Consider the following 16,709-nt stretch of genomic DNA (forward strand, 5'->3'; position numbering starts at 1 on the left):
GACGAATCAGGGCGCTAGCAACCAGTTCCCGTTGGCGTCCTTGCATCGGCGCGTCCGAACCTGTCGGTTCTGCTCATCTCCACCCGGTTCAACGGAATGCTCTAACGAGACACAATTCCCCTGTACCGCAGCGATCCGCACGGTGCCTTTCGAACCGGTTGCATCATTGGTCCATGCGCGTTCTTGCCCAACGGCCGGAGCACCACTGGTCAACAATGCGGTCGAGGCCGCGCTCAGCACTTCGAAATCCTGCGGGCTGAGGCCCGTTTCCGCAATAATCCGTGACAGAGGTTTGGCCTGAACCGCCCCAACCGTCAGAACTACAGCTGCCAAAACCAAAGAAATCCGGGCTTTCATCTGTGCCTCACATGACTGAAATCAATTTGTCCTCAAGGATATACCCCAGCGCTGGCCGGGCCAAGCCCCGAGCGGTTGCACTGTCGCTAACACGCGATATGTCCGGTGTATGTAACATGCGATCTGTCCGGTTCTATTCTGTCTCTGAGAGGAGGCGTTATGAACCGAGCAGAAGTGTTACAGGAAGTTCGACTGATGAAGTTTGAAGATGTGTATTCGCGGCGAAGCGCGAACAAGCTGACGCAAGAACAGGCGGCTGAGATACTGGGTGTATCCGTGCGCACCGTCAGGCGTTGGGAGGATCGATTTGAGGCGGATGGTGCAGAAGGTCTGTACGACCGTCGGCTTGGCAAACTGGCCAACAATCGTGTTGCCACGGATAAGGTCATGGAGATGCTTGAACTGTTTGATACCAAGTACTGGGATTACACGCCGAAGCATTTCCACGAGAAGCTGGTGGCCCACCATGGTTTCACACAGAGCTACAACTGGGTGCGGCTTACACTGCAGCGCCACGGCCGGGTTCAGGCAGCACCCCGACGAGGTGCCCATCGGCGCAAGCGGCCCCGCCGTCCGATGGTTGGCATGATGTTGCATCAGGACGGCTCCAGCCATGAATGGGTTCCGGGTCAGTGGTGGGATCTGATCGTCACCATGGACGATGCCACCAACCGGGTTTATTCGGCATTCTTTGTCGAGGAAGAAGGGACGATGAGCAGTTTTCAGGGGCTGACAGAGGTGATCGAGGCGCAAGGTCTGTTTTGCTCGCTCTATGCCGATCGGGGCTCTCATTACTGGCATACGCCCGAAGCGGGCGGCAAAGTGGACAAGGACAATCTGACCCAGGTCGGGCGCGCCTTGCAGCAACTCGGCATTGAGCTGATCCCGGCCTATTCACCGCAGGCCCGTGGACGGTCTGAACGCATGTTTGGCACGTTCCAGAACCGATTGCCGCAGGAACTGCGGTCCCATGGGATCACAACCATTGAAGAGGCCAATCAGTTCCTGAAAGAGGTCTATCTTCCCGAACACAATGCCCTGTTTGCAAGGGAGCCGGAGGATACGACCTCGGCCTTCGTGCCGTTTACAGGCAATGTGCGCGACACCCTGTGTGTGCAGGAAGACCGCGTCGTCGGCAACGACAATACGGTGCGCTACAAGGGCCTGGTCATGCAGATCGCGGCAGACAGGCACCGTCATCATTTCGTCAAGGCGAAGGTCAGGGTCCACGAATACCCCGATGGTCAACTGGTCATCTTCCACGGCCCGAGATGCATTGGCCGCTACCAGCCTGACGGATCACCCATCACACAGGAGGATAGCAAACACAAAGTCGCGTGACCCGCTTCGACGTGGCGCGAACGCGGTGGCCCAAATCTACGGTCGCCTACGGCTCCCTCCGAATTGGGCCACCGCGCAATCAACTGAAGCGGACAATTGGCATGTTACCTACACCGGACAATTCAGAATGTTCTCGACAGCCCCGAGCGGTTGCACCGTCAGAAAATCAAAATTGAGCGCCTGAAACGCGCAAAGGTTCTGCGAATTTGACCCGAAAGGGTTCACAGCAGCGACTAAATCTGGTGAAATCAGGAAAATTCTCATTTGAATGTAGGAGTTTGCATTATGACCCTGCGCCTGCCCCTTCTGGCTCTGGCCGCGGTTGCCACTTTGACCGTCGCGCCAAGCGCCCCTGCCATCGCCAAGGAAGAGACCAAGTCCGTCGTGGTCCTCAGCCGCACATGGGCGGTGACCCAAGTCGCTGAAGAGCCGGTGATCTACCGCGCCACTCGGGACAAAAACAATCTCAACCCTTTCGGCCCGCCACCGCGCCTGCGCACCCTGCAGGCCATTGCTGCAATTCAGCAGGCCACTGGCTGCAGACCCATCGTGGCCAGCATGTATCAGAACATCTCGGGCCAGTTTTTCTCGCAGGTTAGCTGCAACTGAAATTGGTACAATACTTTCATTGAGGTCGCCTGAGACGCCTGCCATAGCTTGCGCATGAAACTCGCGATCAATGGATTCGGCCGTATTGGCCGCACGATCCTGCGGCAGGTTCTGGCCTTGCCGCAAGGATCGGATATTGAGTTGGTGCTGATCAACGACATCGCACCGCTGGCAACCTGTGCTTACCTGTTCAAATACGACAGCACCTTCGGCCCCTATGCCGGAGAGGTCTCTGAGGGAAACAGCGCACTGGTCGTGGATGGGCAGGCCATCCCCATGACCCACAGCTCTGATCTTGCAAATATCGACCTGTCGGGCGTTGATGTCCTGCTGGATTGCACCGGTATCGCGCGGACATCCGACGTGGCACGGCGCGGATTGGCAGCCGGGGCGGGCAAAGTGCTGATCTCAGGCCCCTCTCCAGCCGCCGAGGTGACCGTGGTCCTTGGCGCCAATGAGGATCAATTGGGCGGCGCGCACGTCGTCTCGAACGCCTCCTGCACCACCAACGGGTTGGCACCTCTGGTCCGGGTTCTGGATGACATCGGCGGGATCACCGCGGGCCACATGACGACCATCCACTGCTACACAAACAGCCAACCGATGGTGGATGCCCCACGCGGCGATCTTGCCCGCTCGCGCGCAGGCGCGCTTTCGATGGTTCCAACCACTTCAAGCGCGATCCACTTGATCGATGTCGTACTACCGCATTTGGCCGGGCGCATCTCAGGCGCAGCGGTACGGGTGCCAACGGCCAGTGTTTCGGCCATCGATCTGATTGTCACACTGGACCGCAGCCTTGACGCAGAGACCTTCGACAAGGCTCTGCGCGATCGCATCGACGCGTCGCCTGTTCTGGGATGGACCGATATGCCGTTGGTCTCCTCCGATCTTCGCGCCCGGCCGGAGTCGCTGGTCATCGCCGGACCAGAGACCCGCATGGTCGGCGCGAACCAGGTCCGCGTCTTTGGCTGGTACGACAATGAATGGGGTTTCTCTGCACGTATGCTGGACGTCGCCCGTTTGATGACCGCCGCCTGACCCGTCGCAACCGCAGCGCGCCCCGCGCGCTGCCTGGCCCAACCGGGTCGGGTGCATCTGCGATGCGACCAAACCGGGCGGGAGCCGCCCCAAGCCGTCGACCCAGACGCAACACAGCTGCGGACGTTATTCGCAAGCCAAACATCAAAAGCCTTTTCCTGAACGGCCTCAAATGCTCTAACATGAATTTAATCGACCGCGATCCGACAGCGCGGTCGAATAGTATTCGAGTTGAGGCAGTTGGAGCCATTTGATGCAGGGCAGCAGACCGCAACGCCGTCTGACGGGTTGGCTTTTGGCCGCAATGACAGCTTTGGCCCCAACCGGCCTGATGGCCCTTGAAACCAGTCTTGTCGCACCAGGGGCCTCAAAAGAGTTAAGAGAACGCATTGAGGAGACTTCGTCCGTCACGACCGCCGACTCCCGTGGTCTGGACACACCTCTGGAAATCCTCTCGGCCGCCCTGTCCGATTATCGCACCATTGTTCAGATTCTGTACGACGAAGGCTATTTCAGCCCTGTGGTCAGCATCAAACTCGACGGCAAAGAAGCGGCAGACCTCAGCACCCTGAGCGTTCCAGCGCAAATCAATCGCGCCGTGATCACCGTCGAAACTGGCCCAAGCTTCCGGTTCGGCAAAGCGATCGTACAGCCCGTCGCCCCGGACACGGTACTGCCGGAAGAGTTCGCGCCGGGCAAACTGGCCACTACAGGGGCAATCCAACAGGCAACCTCGGCCGGGGTGCAGGGGTGGAGAGACGCTGGTCACGCAAAGGCCGAACTTGCGAACCAAACCATCATCGCCCGCCATGCGCAGGCCCAACTGGACGCACAGATTGATCTGGATCCGGGGCGTCGCCTGACCTTTGGCAGAATGTTCATCAAGGGCGACACTGACGTCAAACACCGTTCCATCGAAGATATCGCGGGCTTCCCAAGTGGTGAGGTGTACTCTCCGGCCAAAATCCAGAAAGTCGGGACGCGCTTGCGCCGGACCGGTACCTTCAGCGTTGTCTCGATCACAGAGCGCGAGACCCCCAACCCCGACGGCACACTGGATTTCGATGCCACCTTCGAAGACCTGCCCAAACGCCGCCTGACCTTCGGGGTCGAACTGGCCTCTCGCGATGGGTTGGATGTGACGGCCACATGGACCCACCGTAACGTTTTTCGCCGGGCCGAGCGGCTACGATTTGAGGCCGCCCTGCGCAATATCGGCGGGGCCGAGGATTTGGACGGGCGGATCGGACTAAGACTGGACCAACCCGACCGACTAGGACCCGATGACAACACGTTCTGGAACGCTCTGCTAGAACGACGCAACACGGAAAACTACAACGTCACCGTCGCCTCACTGGCCTATGGTGCAAGGCGCACGTTTTCAGACAGACTCTATGCCGAAGCGTCTGTCGGTTTTCAGTGGTCGGATGCCGGTGACGCCTACGGAGATGGGCGAAAATTCCGATACTTCATAATCCCCTTTCGGTCAGAATGGGACGAGCGCGATAGCAAGATCAGCGCGACACGCGGGTTTTATCTGGACGCGCAGGCCACTCCCTTCGCCGGGTTCTCCGGAACCGAAAGTGGCATTCGCCTCTTCGGAGACGGACGGGCCTACACAAGTCTGGGTACTGGTGGAAAACTGGTCCTTGCCGGGCGCGTTCAAATTGGGTCTGTCATTGGCCCATCAGCAGATGGGGTAACGCCGGACTTCCTATTCTTCTCGGGCGGTGCTGGAACCGTTCGCGGGCAACCTTTTGAAAGTCTGGGTATTCCAGTGGGAACCGGCATCGCAGGCGGCAAATCGTTTCTGGGCTTTTCCGGTGAGGTACGCGGCAAAATCACCGAAAGCCTGTCGCTGGTCGGGTTCTACGACTACGGTACCGTGGATACATCTTCGTTCATCGGCAGCGATGCCGAAAATCACGCCGGTGCCGGTCTGGGTGTGCGTTATGATCTGGGGGGATTCGGACCGCTACGATTTGATCTGGCCTACCCGGTTCAGGGCGACACCGGCAACGGGCTGCAATTCTATATCGGGATTGGACAGGCATTTTGAAACGCTACCTCGCATATCCGCTGCTGATCGGCACGCTGACCTGTGTGCCCCCAGCGCTGCAAGCCCAAGAGGACGAAGGCGGCAGCATGATCGAGCGGTTCCTGCAAGATACGCTGTCGGGTGATGACCAGAACGTCACCGTCTCGGGCCTACAAGGCGCACTGAGTTCCCGTGCAACCATCGCCGAGATCACCGTCGCCGATGATGAAGGCGTCTGGCTGACCATCAAAGACGCCGAGCTTGACTGGAACCGTCTGGCGCTGATCCGGGGACGGTTCTCGGTCAACGCGTTGACCGCACAGGAAATCGACATCGCCCGTGCCCCAGGCACCACAACCGAGGAGGCCCCGCCCCCTTCGGCCGAGACCACACCGTTCCAACTGCCGGAACTGCCTGTCGCTATTGAAATCGGAGAGCTTCGGATTGATGAACTAGCCTTGGGCGAGCCCTTGATCGGCGTTGCCGCTGACCTGAACGTCACCGGCAACCTGTCGCTGGCTGATGGCACGCTGGATACCAGCCTCGACATCACCCGCCTTGACCGCGCCGGAGACGAAATCACCCTCAAAGCCGGCTTCCAGAACGCCAGTAGCCAGATTGACCTGGACCTGAGCGTTGTCGAGGCCTCGGGCGGCCTTATCTCAACCGCGCTGAAAATCCCCGATAGCCCTCCTATCGGATTGACGGCCAAAGGCTCTGGCCCGGTGACGAACTTTACGGCCAATATCAGCTTGAGCAGTGACAGCCAGCCGCGCGTTTCAGGTCAGGTGCGCCTGCGTGCGGCCGAAAGCGGCGCGGCGGATGGGATCGCGTTCACCGCTGATCTGGGTGGTGACCTGACGCCCTTTGTCGCCAGCGATATGGATGTATTCTTTGGTACCGACACGCGACTGTTTGTCGATGGCCAGACCCAGCCGGAAGGCGCGCTGAACATCAGTGATCTGGAATTCACGTCTCAGGCGCTGAAACTGGAAGGTCAGTTGGAACTCGCCTCGGGCGGCACCTTGCAACTGGCCGCTCTGCAGGGTCGCATCACCCCGCCTGAGGGCGACAAGGTGGTCCTGCCCGTCTCGGGCGGAGGGACGTCGATCGAGGCCGCGCAAATCTCGGCCCTGTTCGACCAGCAGAACGGCAATCTGTGGGACCTGAGCCTGACAGCCAATGGGCTGACCACAGATCAGATCAGCCTGCGGCGCGCGCAAATTGCGGCGCAGGGGAGCTTGGAACAAGGGGATGCCCTCAACCTCGATGGAGACCTGCAAGCCGCGCTTGACGGTCTGGATTTGTCAGATCCGGCTCTGAACACCGCGATAGGCGACCGGATCACGCTGGACGGCGTTTTTGAATATGGCAGCGACCAAACGCTGAACCTATCCGGGTTTGAGTTGATCGGGGCGGACTACACACTTGATCTCGACGCGCTGATCAGCGGGCTGACCAGTGGCCTGAATATCGACGGGTCAGCGAAGCTTGACGCCTCCGACCTGTCGCGGTTCTCGGATCTGGCCAAGCTTGACCTCGGCGGCGAGGTCTCGGCCACCGTCGAAGGCAGCGGCTCTCCGCTGGAGCGCAGTTTTGACGGGAAAGTCACCGTCAAAGGCAGCGATCTGTCCACGGGACGAGACGACATCGACCCGGTGATCACGGGCGAGACCACGATCACACTGGACGCAAAACGCGGCTCGGACGGCGTGACAATACGGGACTTCACATTGATCGCAGACGCCGCCAGGGCACAGGCTGCAGGCACCGTGGCGACACCGGATGGGAACCTGTCCATTGACGGGCAAGTCACGGTCAGCGCGCGGGACTTGTCGGTTTTCTCAGGCCTCGCCAAGCGAGATCTGGGTGGTTCGGTACAGGCCAGTCTGAACGGAAAAGGCACTGTCCAAACGTTGGAGTTTGACGGCACGGCCAGCGTGACTACGCGGGATATCAAGACGGGGATGGATGATCTGGATCCGCTTCTGGCCGGGCAGACCTCAATCGAATTCGACGGAGCCTTGTCGCAAGAGCAGATCGAGATTCGTCAGGCCACGATCAACGGGCGCGCTCTGACGGCCGAGGCCGCTGCGACGATCACAGATCCCACTGGCGATCTGGCCGTCGACGGACAAGCCAAGGCGAACGTGCCCGACCTATCGCTGTTCTCGGGCCTTGCAGGGCGTGATCTGGCCGGGTCTGTGAAAGCTGATTTGCAAGGCAAAGGCGCGATGGGCAGCAAGCTGTTCGATGTGCAGGGCACGGCCGAGGCCAATGACATCCGCACCGGTATCGACCAGTTGGATGCACTGATCTCGGGTCGCACGACTCTGAATGTGGATGCTGAAAACACCGACGCAGGCATGAACATCCGCACGTTCCGGCTGAACGGGACGGCGCTGACGGCAAATGCCTCGGGCCAGCTTGATCGTGAATCAGGTGGGCTGAACTTTTCGGCGATGTTGGATGACCTCAGCCGCCTATCCACTACGTTGTCTGGTCCTTTGAAATTGGATGGCAACGTCGCGCCTACTCAGTCGGGGCTCGAAGGCACGGCACGTTTGCAAGGACCTGACAGCTCATATCTGAACGTTGCCGGAACGGTTGAGACGGATGGCTCGGCAGATCTTGACTATGAGGCCAAGTTCAACCGGATCGAACGCTTTGTACCCGACTTCCCCGGCACAGTGACGGCCGAAGGTACTGCGAAACGCGACAATGGTGTCTGGACGATCTCGTCAAACGCGACAGGCCCCGCGGATCTCAGCACCGAGCTGTCCGGAACGTTCGATGAGGGTACGGGTCTGGCAGATGTAACCGCCCAAGGTGGGATCAATCTGGGTATCGCCAATGCGTTCATCACACCCAACAAGATCGAAGGCTCAGCCCGTTACAATCTGGCGCTCAAGGGCCAACCCGGGCTGGAGGCGCTGTCGGGGACGATCACAACCTCGGGCACGTCCTTTGCGATACCGACTGCAGGGCAAACGATCACTGGGATTGGTGGGTCGGTCGATCTGGCCCAAGGCCGTGCCACGATATCCATGAACGGGGCCATGCGTGCTGGAGGAGGATTCACCGTCAGCGGACCCGTCGACCTGACCCCGCCATTCAACGCTCAGATCACGACGACGTTGAACAACCTCGTGCTGACCGACCAGCTGCTCTACGAGACCACGCTGAACGGTCAGATCGTGTTGGCGGGCGCTTTGACAGAGAATAGCAGCCTGGCGGGGCAGATCACATTTGGCGAAACCAACATTAACCTCGCTGCCGCATCGGGCGCCGTCGGGGCAGCTCCGATCCCCGAAATACAGCATATCAACGAAAGCCGTCTGGGCTATGTCACCCGCGAACGGGCGCAACTGATCCCGAAGGAAGAGCAAAGCAAAAGCAACTCGCGCATTGCGCTGGATATCAGTCTGCTGGCCCCCAAAGCCGTTTTTGTAAGGGGGCGCGGCGTAAACGCGGAACTGGGTGGGAACATCTCCATCGGTGGCTCAACGACATCGGTTGTCCCTTCGGGCCAGATCGAACTGCTGCGCGGTAATTTGGACATTCTGGGGCGCAGGCTGACCCTGACCAAAGGGATCGTCACGCTGCAAGGGGACCTGACGCCCTATATCGAGTTCGAATCCTCGAGCAGCACATCAGACGGAACCGCGACGATCGAGATCGCTGGACCTTTGGATTCGCCCGAAGTCAATGTTTTCTCGGACCCAGAACGCCCGACCGAAGAGGCGCTGGCCATGCTGTTGTTTGGCAACCGGTTCTCGGAACTCTCACCTTTTGTCATCGCACAGATGGCGGCCTCTCTGGCACAACTTAGCGGGGCCGGCGGCGATGCGACCAAGGGCCTGCGGGACTCGACCGGTGTTGACACGGTGGATATCGGTGCGACCGAAGGCGGCGCGGGTCGCTTTGCCGCAGGAGCATATCTTGGGGACAATCTGTACACGGATTTCACCGTCAACACAGACGGCGATACCGAGGTAAACCTGAATCTGGACGTTACGGACAGCTTCACTGTCCGGGGCACCGTTGACGGGCGCGGTGAAACCGGGATTGGGGTGTTTTTCGAGCGCGACTACTAGCAGGCTACTTTCGACGAATACCAATTGGCTGGCCGATTTGCGGTGCCAATGGAAGCGCCTTGTGATCGGAGACCATCCGTGCCAGCCGCCTGACCGCCCAATCCGGATAAGGCGCCGATCGACCCGTCGCGTGGCTGACATTCATAAACAGCACCTCTTGCGTGGCACACACCGTTTCATCCGGCATTGACACCATCTGCCCGAAATAGTGCCCTCGTTTCTGATCTGCATCCAGCAGCCGAAACCGAAAGTGGATCACCATGTCCGAAGTGACCTCACGCAGGAACTGCATATGCGACTGCAGCACATAAGGCCCCTGCCCCATCGCGGCGACCTGCGGCTCACCCAGACCCAGATGATCGACCAGCAGACGTTCAAAGGCCATGTCGAACGCCACGCCATAATAGCCGACGTTCATATGCCCGTTGTAGTCGATCCAGTCCGGCTGCAAGGCAAAGCCGTGGATTTCGATCGGTTCATCATACGGGCCGTCATGGCCGCCAAGAGGTTGTGTATCTTGCGACATGTTTGTGATTTTTACTCCTCGGAGTCCTCAAAGATCGCGACGGCGCGGATGAACCCGGCTGACGCGCCTTTGATCTTGAAGGGAAAACAAGAAATCTCAAACCCCGTTGCGGGCAGTGTTTCGAGATTGGTTAGCTTCTCCATGTGGCAATAGCCTATCTCCATCGAGGCGCGGTGCCCCTCCCAGATGATCGAGGCATCTTTGGTTTCCGCATATTCCTGTGCGGTCAACGGGAAGGGCGCGTCCCAACTCCAGGCATCCGTGCCTGTGACGCGCACGCCGCGTTCTGTCAGATATAGGGTTGCTTCGCGCCCCATACCGCAGCCCTTCATCAGATAGTCGGGCTGGCCATATTGCGTCCCGGCAGAGGTGTTGACGACCACGATATCCAACGGTTTCAGCGTATGCCCGATCCGTTTCAGCTCGGCCTCGACATCCGCTGCTGTGACCACATAACCATCCTCGAAATCGCGAAAATCCAGTTTAACGCCGGGATTCATGCACCACTCCAGCGGCACCTCATCAATGGTGATCGCCCGTTCACCTTTATTCATTGTCGAATGATGGTGATATGGCGCGTCCAGATGGGTCCCGTTATGGGTCGCGATTTGCAACCGTTCGATGGCCCAGCCCTCGCCGCCCGGCAGGTCATCCTTTTGCAGGCCGGGAAAGAAGGACATGACCTGCTCGGCCGTTTGATCATGGGTCATGTACTCGATCTCAGGCAGCATGATCGGCGGGTCTGACACGATCCCGGTTTCCAGCGGAACGGACAAATCGACGAAACGGCGGGGCATCGGCAACTCCATCATGAATGACGGTGACAGGGTTGGCCGCGTGTAAGCCGCTGTCAAGACGCGAAAAAGGCGACCCAATTGGCCGCCTTTTCCAAGCGTCAGGAATGGAGTTTACTCTGCCGCGATGGCGTCTTCGATCTTTTCGACGCGGATAGCTGAGAACTTGAACTCGGGGATCTTGCCATAGGGGTCAATGGCCGAGTTGGTCAGGATATTCGCCGCTGCCTCGACATAGGCAAACGGGATGAACACCATATCTTCGGCAATCGCACGATCGGCACGAACCATGATCTCGATCGAGCCACGACGCGTGGTCAAGCGGACCGTCTCGCCCGGTTCGATCCCCATCAGTTTGAGCGTCCGCGGGTTCATCGAGCAGTTCGCCTCAGGCTCAACCGCGTCCAGAACCTTGGCGCGACGTGTCATCGACCCAGTGTGCCAATGCTCCAGCTGACGACCGGTTGTTGCGATCATCGGATATTCGTCATCCGGGGCCTCATCCGGCGGGATGACGCTGGCCGGAGTGAACCGGGCCTTGCCGTCCGCACGTGGGAAGCCGTCACCGAACACGATCGCCTGACCCGGGTCTGTCTCGGACAGGGACGGATAGGTGATGGTCTCGGTCTCCAGACGTTCCCACGTGATGTTGTTGAGCGAGTTCATCGTCAACTTCATCTCGTTGAACACCTGCGACACATCGGTGTAGTCCCAGTTCAGCCCGATCCGCTGCCCAAGCTCGACGGTGATCTTCCAATCCTCCCGCGCCTCACCCGGAGGGGTCACGGCCGGACGTACACGCTGGACCTGACGGTTGGTGTTCGACACGGTGCCATTCTTCTCATAAAGCGCCGAGGCAGGCAGGATGATATCGGCATAGTTCGCGGTCTCGGTCAGGAAGATATCCTGCACGATCATCAGCTCCAACTTGGCCAGAGCTTCGCGGGCGTGACCAACATCGGGGTCGGACATGGCCGGGTTTTCACCCTGAATATACATCCCCTTGATGTTGCCCGCATAGGCTTGGTCAATGATCTCGGTGACGGTCAGGCCCTTCTCGTTCGAGAAGTCACGTTCGTCATTCCACACATTGTTGAACTTGGCGCGGATGTCATCATCCATGACCGACTGGTAGTCCGGCAGGAACATCGGGATCAGGCCGGCGTCTGAGGCCCCCTGCACGTTATTCTGACCCCGCAGCGGGTGCAGACCAGCACCGGGTTTACCCACATTGCCGGTCATCAGCGCAAGACTGATCAGGCAACGAGAGTTGTCAGTGCCGTGGATGTGCTGGCTGACGCCCATACCCCAGAAGATCAGACCGGCCTTGGCCTGCGCAAAGGTGCGCGCGACGCGGCGCAGCTGCTCAGGCTCGATACCACATATGGGCGACATTGCCTCGGGCGTGAACTGGCGCAGATGCTCTTTCTCAGCTTCCCAGTTCTCGGTCCAGCGGTGGATGTACTGGCTGTCATAGAGCTCTTCCTCGACGATCACGTTCATGATCGCATTGAGCATCGAGACATCGGCGCCAGGACGGAACTGCAGCATTTCGTCGGCGAATTTGCGCATTCCGACGCCGCGCGGGTCCATCACGATCAGCTTGCCGCCGCGTTTGGCGAACTGCTTGAAGTAGGTCGCCGCAACGGGGTGGTTCTCGATCGGGTTCGAGCCGATGATGATCGCCACATCCGCGTTTTCGATCTCGTTGAAAGTCGCGGTCACCGCGCCCGAGCCCACGTTCTCGATCAGGGCCGCAACCGACGACGCGTGGCACAGACGGGTGCAGTGATCGACGTTGTTGTGGCGGAAGCCCTGACGGATGAATTTCTGGAACAGATAGGCTTCTTCGTTAGTGCATTTGGCCGAGCCAAAGCCCGCAACGCTGCGCGGGTCGTCTTCGCGCAGGGCCATCAGCTTGGTGGCGGCCAGATCCATCGCCTCTTCCCAGGTCGCTTCGCGGAAATGAGTATCCAAATTGCCCGGATCGACGTTCAAACCTTTTTCAGGCGCGTCCTCACGACGGATCAGCGGCGTGGTCAGGCGGTGCGGGTGGTGGATGTAGTCGAAACCAAAGCGGCCTTTGACACACAAGCGGCCTTCGTTAGCGGGGCCGTTGATGCCCTCGACATATTTGACCTTGCCGTCCTTGACCTTGAGCGAGACCTTGCAGCCTACGCCGCAGAACGGGCAGACGCTTTCGGTTTCGCTATCATAATCCTTGCTGTCACCCTTCTGCTGGTCGTCTAACACAGTCGCGGGCATCAGCGCGCCGGTGGGGCAAGCCTGAACGCACTCACCACAGGCCACACAGGTTGAATCGCCCATCGGGTCGTTCTGGTCGAACACCACCTGCGCTGTATGACCACGACCGGCCATGCCAATCACGTCATTCACCTGAACTTCACGGCAGGCACGGACGCAGAGGTTACAGTTGATGCAGGCGTCCAAATTGACGCGCATCGCAACGTGGCTGTCATCCAGCAGCGGGATCTTTTCAGCCTCTTTCGCCGGGAAACGGCTGTCGCTGACATCGTTCAGCTTGGCCATGTCCCAGAAATGGCTGGAGGTGTCATGGGCCTCTTCCGGCTGATCGGCGACCAGCAGTTCCATGACCATGGCGCGCGATTTCTCGGCGCGGTCGCTGTCGGTCTTCACCACCATACCGTCCGCCGCAGGGCGGATGCACGATGCGACCAGTGTGCGCTCGCCTTCCACCTCAACCATACAGGCGCGGCAGTTGCCGTCCGGGCGATAACCCGGCTGCGGCTTGTGGCACAGATGCGGGATGGTGAACCCCTGGCCCTTGGCGGCTTCCCAGATGGTCCAGCCCTCGGGCACGGTGACATCTTCGCCGTTCAGGTTGAAGGTGACGGTCTTGGTTGGGCTTGCGTCTAGCATGGCTCTGTCTCCCCTCAGATTTCGTCAGCGAAATGTTTCATGACCAGGCGGATCGGGTTTGGAGCCGCCTGCCCAAGACCGCAGATCGAGGCATCGCCCATGACCTGACACAGGTCTTCCAGCAGATCGGTGTCCCACTTGTCAGCTTGCATCAGTTTCACCGCCTTTTCGCAGCCAGCACGACAGGGCGTACACTGGCCGCAGCTTTCGTCTTCGAAGAAGCGCAGCATGTTCAGCGCCGCGTCGCGGGCGGTGTCCTGATCAGACAGAACCACCACGGCCGCCGAGCCGATAAAGGTGCCATGCGGTTGCAGCGTGTCGAAATCCAGCGGGATATCATCCATCGACGCAGGCAGCAGGCCCGAGGATGGACCGCCTGGCTGATACGCCTTGAAGGTCTGACCTTCGGCCATGCCACCGGCAGCCTCAATCACGTCCAGAATGGTCGAGCCAGCTGGTAACAGGTAAACACCCGGCTTCGCAACGCGACCCGAGATCGAGTAGCTGCGCAGGCCCTTGCGGCCATTCTTTTCAACCGAACTCAGGATCTGCGGCCCTTCGCGGCAGATTTTCGAAACCCAATACAGCGTCTCAACGTTGTGAACCAAAGTCGGGCGGTTGAACACGCCAACCTGCGCCACGAACGGAGGGCGATGGCGCGGCAGACCCTTCTTGCCTTCGATCGATTCGATCATCGCGGATTCTTCACCGCAGATATAGGCACCGGCCCCGCGGCGCAGGTCGATGTAGCCTTCTTCGACAATCCCGGCCTGCTCCAGCGCGGCAATTTCACGGCGCAGGATTTCCAGAACCGCGGGGTATTCGTCACGCATGTAGATAAAGCAGGTTTCGGCCTCGACCGCCCATGCGGCGATCAGCATGCCTTCCAGGAAGACATGCGGCGTGCGCTCAAGATAGTAGCGGTCTTTGAACGTGCCGGGCTCGCCCTCATCGCCGTTCACGGCCAGATAACGCGGACCTTCATTCATGCGAACAAAGCCCCATTTTTTGCCCGACGGGAAGCCAGCACCGCCCAGACCACGCAGGCCCGAGGATAGGACGTCTTCCTGCACCTTTTCCCAATCGCCACCGGCGCGCAGCTCTTTCAGCTTGTCATAACCGCCTTCGGCCTCATAGACTGCGAAGGTTTCGTAGTTGGGCAGATGGGTATGGGTGTCACCCGCTGCAATTGCAGCCTGCACCTTTTCGGGGGTCGCGTGGTCGATATGGTTGTGACCGATCTCAAGCACCGGAGCGGTGTCACAGCGTCCCATGCACGGCGCGCGGACAACGCGGACCTCAGCCGGATCCAAGCCATCTTCCAGCGCCTTCTGCAGCTGCTGGGCACCGGCCATCTCGCAGGACAGAGAATCACAGACGCGGATCGTCAACGCAGGCGGCGGCGTCTCGTCCTCTTTCACCACATCGAAATGGGCATAGAAGGTCGCGGTTTCATAGATCTCGGCCTGACCGATGCGCATCTCGACCGCCAAGGCGGCGATGTGGTCGGCGCTGATATGGCCGTGCGCATCCTGAATCAAATGTAGAAATTCGATCAGCAGATCGCGGCGACGGGGGCGATCCCCTAGCAGGCGCGCAATCTCCGCCTGTGCCTCATCTGTAAACTGACGGCCTTTGGGCGTGTGCCGCCCTTTGCCTTTACCTGACTTCCAAACGCCCTTGGGTGCGCCTGATGGCTTGGTATCTAATGGTGCCATGATGCCCTCCGATTGAGGCTCCGTGTCTCATCAGAGGAGGATATCGTCAAATCGTCTTACACAATCGCACGATAACGACACCTTATCACCGCAAAGACGTCACAACCGCCCTCAAGGCCTCGACCGTTGGCAATTCCGGATCTCGAGTCAGGGTCGCCAGACAGATCGGCTTGCTGACCACGGGGTCAATCAAGGGCAGCACTTTGGTCCCCTTCAAATCACCCAGAGACCGCAGCAGAACACGCGGAACCACAGTGGCCGCCAACCCTTCGCGCGCCATCACCATCGAGGCGGTAAAGCCACTGGTTTCGGCCACCACATCCGGGTGCAGCCCCTGATCCAAAAATATCCGATCCAGAATACGCCGGTTCTGCATTTGCGGCACAAGCAGGCTGAGGGGGAAATCAGCGACTTTGGCCCAAGGGATCGGCCCGGTATCCTCGACCATATGCGCAGGGGCCAAGAGGACATAAGTTTCCTCGTAAAGAGGCTGCACCTGCCGCAAATCGGTGCCGATACTGTCGCCATAGGTCACGCCCGCATCCAGGCTGCCTTCGTCCAGCCGATGCTGAATGGCCGAGGCCGACATGGTCTCGATCCGGGTTACGATCCGCGGATGCGCTTTACGCAAGTGTTTCGTCAGTCGTCCGGTAAAGGCGATAGCGGTCGGGATCACACCCAGCATCAACGTTCCGGTGATCTCACCCTTTGCGGCCTGCACCTGCTGCTCCAGCGCCTTGGCATCATCTAGAATGCGCCGCGCCCTCAGGACGATCATCTCACCCTCATCAGTCAGGCCCTGAAACCGATTAGCGCGCCGGACTATTGAGACGCCCAACCGGTCCTCAAGATTGCGGATGCGCATCGAGAAGGCAGGCTGGGAAATCCCGCACTCCTCAGCCGCTTTGGCAAAATGCCGATGCCGCGCAAGGGCGCTGAGGAGTTGGAGGTCGCGGATTTCGATCATGGAGGGGTTTCTCGGACGTCAAGCTACGAATAATACTAGCGGGGTTTTCAATGCGCTGAAACGCATAATCCGACGAGAATCTCAGCGTAGCGCTGGGATTCAAGGCAAAGTACTAGCAAGCAAACTCCCCGAGATGGTATATGAATGTCAAAGAAACGAACTTTGCCGACCTTGCCACTTTGTACTTGAACGACCGCTTTCGGATTTAGAGACCAACTCTTCGTGTCGGCCGTGCCAAGTAAATGCGGACCTCACCCGAGCTGTGAATGCTTGCTATCTAAATTCGCTAGCGGGCGTTCAGCAACGCAGAGACATCTGCT

Annotated in this window: 11 protein-coding genes; 5 read left to right on the plus strand and 6 right to left on the minus strand. The window is 59.3% G+C overall.

The genetic code is table 11. The annotated features are described in order from the left end of the window. Positions 1-6: 6 nt before the first annotated feature. Positions 7-357: a hypothetical protein gene (locus tag ACOERD_RS26410; RefSeq protein ID WP_419740992.1), complete on the minus strand. Its 351-nt coding sequence runs from the start codon at positions 355-357 to the stop codon at positions 7-9. Positions 358-516: 159 nt separating this feature from the next. On the opposite strand from ACOERD_RS26410, the gene ACOERD_RS26415 reads away from it, so the two are divergent. The 5 genes from ACOERD_RS26415 to ACOERD_RS26435 all read left to right on the plus strand — a co-directional run bounded on the left by ACOERD_RS26415 (position 517) and on the right by ACOERD_RS26435 (position 9,483). Further along, a complete protein-coding gene (locus ACOERD_RS26415) occupies positions 517-1,698 on the plus strand; it encodes an ISNCY family transposase (protein ID WP_419737600.1) in 1,182 nt (393 codons plus the stop codon). Positions 1,699-1,983: 285 nt separating this feature from the next. Beyond that, the gene (locus ACOERD_RS26420) at positions 1,984-2,307 is read left to right on the plus strand and encodes a hypothetical protein (RefSeq protein ID WP_419740993.1); all 324 of its coding nucleotides are present in this window, start codon (positions 1,984-1,986) and stop codon (positions 2,305-2,307) included. A 54-nt stretch (positions 2,308-2,361) separates the two neighbouring features. Then, positions 2,362-3,348 (plus strand): type I glyceraldehyde-3-phosphate dehydrogenase, encoded by a 987-nt coding sequence (locus tag ACOERD_RS26425; protein WP_419740994.1) that lies wholly within the window; start codon positions 2,362-2,364, stop codon positions 3,346-3,348. A gap of 253 nt (positions 3,349-3,601) precedes the next feature. After that, the gene (locus ACOERD_RS26430) at positions 3,602-5,407 is read left to right on the plus strand and encodes an autotransporter assembly complex protein TamA (protein ID WP_419740995.1); all 1,806 of its coding nucleotides are present in this window, start codon (positions 3,602-3,604) and stop codon (positions 5,405-5,407) included. After that, complete coding sequence (locus ACOERD_RS26435; protein WP_419740996.1) at positions 5,404-9,483, plus strand: translocation/assembly module TamB domain-containing protein; 4,080 nt, start codon at positions 5,404-5,406, stop codon at positions 9,481-9,483. Before ACOERD_RS26430 ends, ACOERD_RS26435 begins: the two co-directional genes overlap by 4 nt. 4 nt (positions 9,484-9,487) lie before the next feature. Here ACOERD_RS26435 and ACOERD_RS26440 read toward each other — a convergent pair whose 3' ends face one another. From ACOERD_RS26440 to ACOERD_RS26460, 5 genes are all read right to left on the minus strand, one after another. Further along, a complete protein-coding gene (locus ACOERD_RS26440) occupies positions 9,488-10,009 on the minus strand; it encodes a thioesterase family protein (RefSeq protein ID WP_419740997.1) in 522 nt (173 codons plus the stop codon). Between the two features lie 11 nt (positions 10,010-10,020). Continuing rightward, positions 10,021-10,806, minus strand: coding sequence for a cyclase family protein (locus ACOERD_RS26445; protein ID WP_419740998.1), 786 nt, complete (start codon positions 10,804-10,806; stop codon positions 10,021-10,023). Positions 10,807-10,917: 111 nt separating this feature from the next. Continuing rightward, on the minus strand, positions 10,918-13,704 hold the full coding sequence (gene fdhF, locus ACOERD_RS26450) for a formate dehydrogenase subunit alpha (RefSeq protein WP_419740999.1): 2,787 nt from the start codon (positions 13,702-13,704) through the stop codon (positions 10,918-10,920). 14 nt (positions 13,705-13,718) lie between these two features. Further along, positions 13,719-15,422: an NAD(P)H-dependent oxidoreductase subunit E gene (locus ACOERD_RS26455; RefSeq protein WP_419741000.1), complete on the minus strand. Its 1,704-nt coding sequence runs from the start codon at positions 15,420-15,422 to the stop codon at positions 13,719-13,721. An 85-nt stretch (positions 15,423-15,507) separates the two neighbouring features. Next, on the minus strand, positions 15,508-16,389 hold the full coding sequence (locus ACOERD_RS26460; protein ID WP_419741001.1) for a LysR family transcriptional regulator: 882 nt from the start codon (positions 16,387-16,389) through the stop codon (positions 15,508-15,510). Between the last annotated feature and the right edge of the window lie 320 nt (positions 16,390-16,709).

The sequence above is a fragment of the Ruegeria sp. genome (assembly GCF_965199275.1).
Classification (GTDB): domain Bacteria; phylum Pseudomonadota; class Alphaproteobacteria; order Rhodobacterales; family Rhodobacteraceae; genus Ruegeria.